This is a genomic window from Peptoniphilus sp., from assembly GCF_050943655.1.
Lineage (GTDB): Bacteria > Bacillota > Clostridia > Tissierellales > Peptoniphilaceae > Peptoniphilus_A.
The window spans coordinates 1-4,469 of sequence record NZ_JBMNPQ010000094.1 but is presented as its reverse complement, the minus strand read 5'-3'; the positions used below and the strand labels follow the sequence as shown (position 1 = coordinate 4,469).

Below are 4,469 nucleotides of genomic sequence, written 5' to 3'. Positions count from 1 at the left end.
ATAATATTCTTTTGTAGTGCAAGAGCAAAAACGATACAATTTAAAGATATCATTAATGAAGAGAAGTTTAAAGGTTTGTTCAACAATGAAATACAAAGACTATTTTCAAGCAAAAATGATTTGAGAATTGAATTGTTTAATGGAAGTTTAATAAGATTTGCATATGCTTCAGACTCAGCACGAGGTTATAGGTGTCATTATGCAATTGTGGACACCGATATTGATGGTGAAATATATGAGTATGTAATAAGACCCATGACAGTATTGTATGATTTGGGTAAAGAGAAAAAAGGGCTAAAGGACAAATATAATATAGAGTTTGTAAAAATGTAACAATAAATACTTACTAGGTGTGTGTAGGTTAGTTGCCTACACACACTTTTATTATATATAAAAAAGAAAGGGTGTGACTGCACATATGGCAGTAATAAAGAAAATTCAGTGTCCTATGTGTGGATTCGAGGGGAACGAAAAAGACTTTTATGTTGGTAAAAGTTTCATTTATTCACACATTGGAAAGATACCGTGGTGCAAATCCTGTATAGAAAAGATATATAAAAAGTATTTTGAAGAAACTAAAGACGAAAAACGTTCAGTTTATTTAATGTGTAGAAAACTCGACATACCTTTCAAGTACAGTGCATACGAAGGAGCAATGAAAGATTCAAATAAACGAAGTTGGGATATTTATCAAGCCTATATAGGAAAAATAAACTCACTCGGTAGTTCAAATAATTACGGTAATTCATTTGATGATAGTGATAAATGGATAGATGGGGATGAGCCAACGAATACTGAAACTGAATTTGAAGTAGAATCAGATTTTGAATTAACTCCTGAAATAATTAGATTCTTTGGTAAAGGCTATAAAAAGGATGAGTATGAATTTCTTTATGAATATTATAATGAATTAATTAAAATGTACGACCATTCATTACCAGTTCAGGTTAATAATTATAGAAATATGGCTAAAACACAATTGCAAGCCAACAAGTGCTTGGAATCTGGGGATATGAATGGATATGATAAAGCAATGAAGATATTAAGTTTATTATCTGGAGATAGTAATATAAAACCAGTACAAGAGACAAGTGCAGGAAATGTGTCAAAAGGTGGTTTTGATGTTTTCATAAAGCACATAGAAGATGAAGAACCAATTCTCGATTGGGAAAAAGATTTTGGACACGTTAATAAATTAAAGAGTATGTTAAATGTTTTCTTCTTTGGTAATTTAGCAAGGGCTTTAAATATTAAAAATCCTTGGCAAAGTGAGTTTGATGAAGAGATTAAGAAATACACGGTTGAAGATACAGAAGTTGAAGAAGAGAAAAATCAAGTGGATTTTTTAGAGGATAAATAGTATGGGCAATTTTGAATCTGATGTAAAAAAACACAAGAACCCCAACCCTTTTATGACAACTCCAAATTACTCTAAAAAAGAAGAAAACATGATTTCGAATAAAAAATTTATGAACAAAGTGAAACTTTGGGCAAGTTTTTATAGAGAATATCCTTTTAAATTTGCTGAGGATTATTTAGGATTGACATTAAAGACATTTCAAAAGATATTGTTATTTTGTATGTTTCATTTTTACTTTTTTATGTTTATTGCGGCTAGAGGACTTGGTAAGAGTTGGCTAACAGCAGTATTTTGTGTATGCAAGGCTTGTTTGTATCCTAAGTGTAAAATAGTGGTGGCTTCAGGAAACCTAAAACAGGCAACACAAATAATAAATTATATTGATGAAATGCGAAAAGAAAGTGAGTGTTTAAATCGAAGTATTAGTTATCTTAGCGATAATGTCAATAATGCTAAAGTAGAATTTTGGAATGGTTCGTCAATAATAGTTGTTGCTAGTAATAGTGGTGCAAGAAGTAAAAGAGCAAATGTATTGGTAATAGATGAATTTATACTTGTTGATAAAACTACAATAACAACTGTTTTGAGAAAGTTTAAAGCTAATCCAAGACAGCCAAAGTATTTAAGTAAACCACAATATGCCCATTTGACTGAAAGAAACCAAGAAGTTTATTTGAGTTCTGCGGGTCAGAAGTGGCACTGGTCTTATGAAAAGTTTAAGTCTTTCTTCAACTCTATGATGAATGGTAAAAAGTATTTCTTATGTGATTTACCGTACCAATTAACTATTAAAGAAGGATTAAGAATGAAGGAAGAAGTCCTTGATGAAATGCAAGAAGACGACTTTGACCCCATACTTTGGGAAATGGAAATGGAAGGAATTTGGATTGGTGAAAATGAAAAATCCTATTTTAAATTTGATGACCTAGAGCCAAATAGAAAGTTGCTTATGCCTATTTATCCAAAACCAATGTATGACTTATTAAAGGATTCTTCATTTAAGTATCCAGTTAAAAAGCAAAATGAAATAAGAATGATTTCTAGTGATATAGCTATGATGGCAGGACAACAAAACGACTCTAGTATATATACAATCTTAAGTCTTATACCTGATGCAACGAATAGATTTTACATAAGAAATGTAGTATATATGGAATCTATGATGGGAGGACATTCAACAACACAAGCTATAAGGATAAGACAATTATATGACGACTTTGATTGTGATTATATTGTTTTAGATACCAACGGTAACGGTTTATCAATTTATGATAATCTATGTCAGAACTTATTTGACAAAGAAAGAAAAATTGAGTATGGAGCTTTTAGTTGCATAAATGATGAAGAAATGGCTAAGCGTTGTGTCATTGTAGATGCCCCGAAAAAGATATATAGTATGAAAGCTTATCAGCAAATCAATAGTGATTGTGCTGTTAGCTTTAGAGATAACCTAAGAAAAGGTAGAATTCGATTATTGATTAATGAAAATGAGTGTAGAGAAATATTAAGTGGACTTAAAGGATATGATAAATTACCACCCGAAGTTCAAGCAAAATTTATTATTCCATATATACAGACTACTGCATTAATATCCGAAATGATTAATCTTGAAGCGGATATTAATCAAGATACGGGCTTAGTTAAACTTAAAGAACCTAGAACTGGAAGAAAGGATAGATGGTCAAGTATTTCTTATGGTAATTATTTTGCCAATCTATTGGAAAGAGATTTGCTAAAGGATGATGATTATTCTGACGAACAATTGGTATTCTTCTAATTAATAAAAATAAAAATACAATCAGAAAGGGAGAATAAGAACAGTAAATAAAAATGTTGACAAACATATACATACGTGGTAATATGTATACATAAATATTTTATAAGGAGAAAAATTATGAATACATATAAACCAAATGAATTTGCTGAAATGATAGGTGTATCTGTAAAAACACTACAAAGATGGGACAATGATGGTAAATTAAAAGCTTTTAGAAGTCCTTCCGATAGAAGATATTATACTCATAATCAATACGTTGAATACATGGGAAAATTAGTCGCAGATAAAGATAGTAGAAAAACAATTATATATACTAGGGTTTCAACCAACAATCAAAAAGATGACTTAAAAAATCAAGTTAAATTCCTGCAAGATTATGCCAATGCTAAGGGAATTATCGTGGATGAAATATTTGAAGATGTGGGAAGTGGCTTAAATTACAATCGTAAGAAATGGAATAAACTCTTAGAAGATTGTATGTTAGGTTTGGTTAAAACTGTGATTGTTGCTCATAGAGATAGATTTATTAGATTTGGTTACGAATGGTTTGAACGATTTTTAAAATCAAATGGTGTTGAAATAATTGTAGTAAATAATGAGGTTCTATCACCACAAGAAGAAATGGTACAAGATTTAATTAATATCATTCATGTTTTCTCATGTAAAATTTATGGTTTAAGAAAGTATAAAAAGAAAATAGAGGAGGACGAAGAAATTGCTAAAGGCTTACAAGACAGAGATTAATCCCACAGAAGAACAAAAAATTAAAATACATCAAATGATTGGTGTTTGTAGGTGGCTTTATAATCAATATCTTGCTAAAAACAAAGAGTTATATGATTTGTATAAAGAAGGTAAAATTGATAAAAAAGAAGCGTTTATGAGTGCTAATGATTTTGATAAATATATAAACCATGAAGTTAAAACTCAAGAAAAATTTAAGTGGATTAATGATACTTGTGGTTCTAAAGCTAGAAAAAAAGCAATATGCAACGCAGAAATGGCATTTAAAAGATTTTTTAAAGGTCAATCTAAATTTCCTAGATTTAAGAAGAAGAAAAATCAAGATATTAAAGCTTATTTCCCAAAAAATAATAAAACTGATTGGACAGTTGAAAGACATAGAATAAAAATACCAACTTTAGGATTTATTAGATTAAAAGAAAAAGGTTATATTCCTGCTAAGGTAGATGTTAAAAGTGGTACTGTAAGTTATAAGGCAGGGAGATATTATGTTTCTATTCTTATAGAAATGCCTAGTTATAACGATTGTTCTAGACCAACCAATAAAGGCATAGGAATTGATTTAGGAATAAAAGACTTTGCTATAGT

At 29.8% G+C, this 4,469-nt stretch carries 5 protein-coding genes; all 5 read left to right on the top strand.

What is annotated here, in order from left to right; all coding sequences use genetic code 11:
• Window positions 1–333: hypothetical protein (locus ACOX6R_RS07295; RefSeq protein WP_433448767.1), on the top strand; the 333-nt coding region annotated here is incomplete at its 5' end.
• An 85-nt stretch (window positions 334–418) separates the two neighbouring features.
• Window positions 419–1,360 carry a hypothetical protein gene (locus ACOX6R_RS07290; protein ID WP_433448765.1) on the top strand — a complete coding sequence of 314 codons (942 nt, stop codon included), beginning with the start codon at window positions 419–421 and terminating at the stop codon, window positions 1,358–1,360.
• A 1-nt stretch (window position 1,361) separates the two neighbouring features.
• Window positions 1,362–3,137 (top strand): terminase large subunit domain-containing protein, encoded by a 1,776-nt coding sequence (locus ACOX6R_RS07285; RefSeq protein WP_433448763.1) that lies wholly within the window; start codon window positions 1,362–1,364, stop codon window positions 3,135–3,137.
• 117 nt (window positions 3,138–3,254) lie between these two features.
• Window positions 3,255–3,881, top strand: a complete 627-nt coding sequence (locus tag ACOX6R_RS07280) for an IS607 family transposase (protein ID WP_433448761.1) — start codon at window positions 3,255–3,257, stop codon at window positions 3,879–3,881.
• Window positions 3,853–4,469: RNA-guided endonuclease InsQ/TnpB family protein (locus ACOX6R_RS07275; protein WP_433448759.1), on the top strand; the 617-nt coding region annotated here is incomplete at its 3' end. The genes ACOX6R_RS07280 and ACOX6R_RS07275, both read left to right, overlap by 29 nt.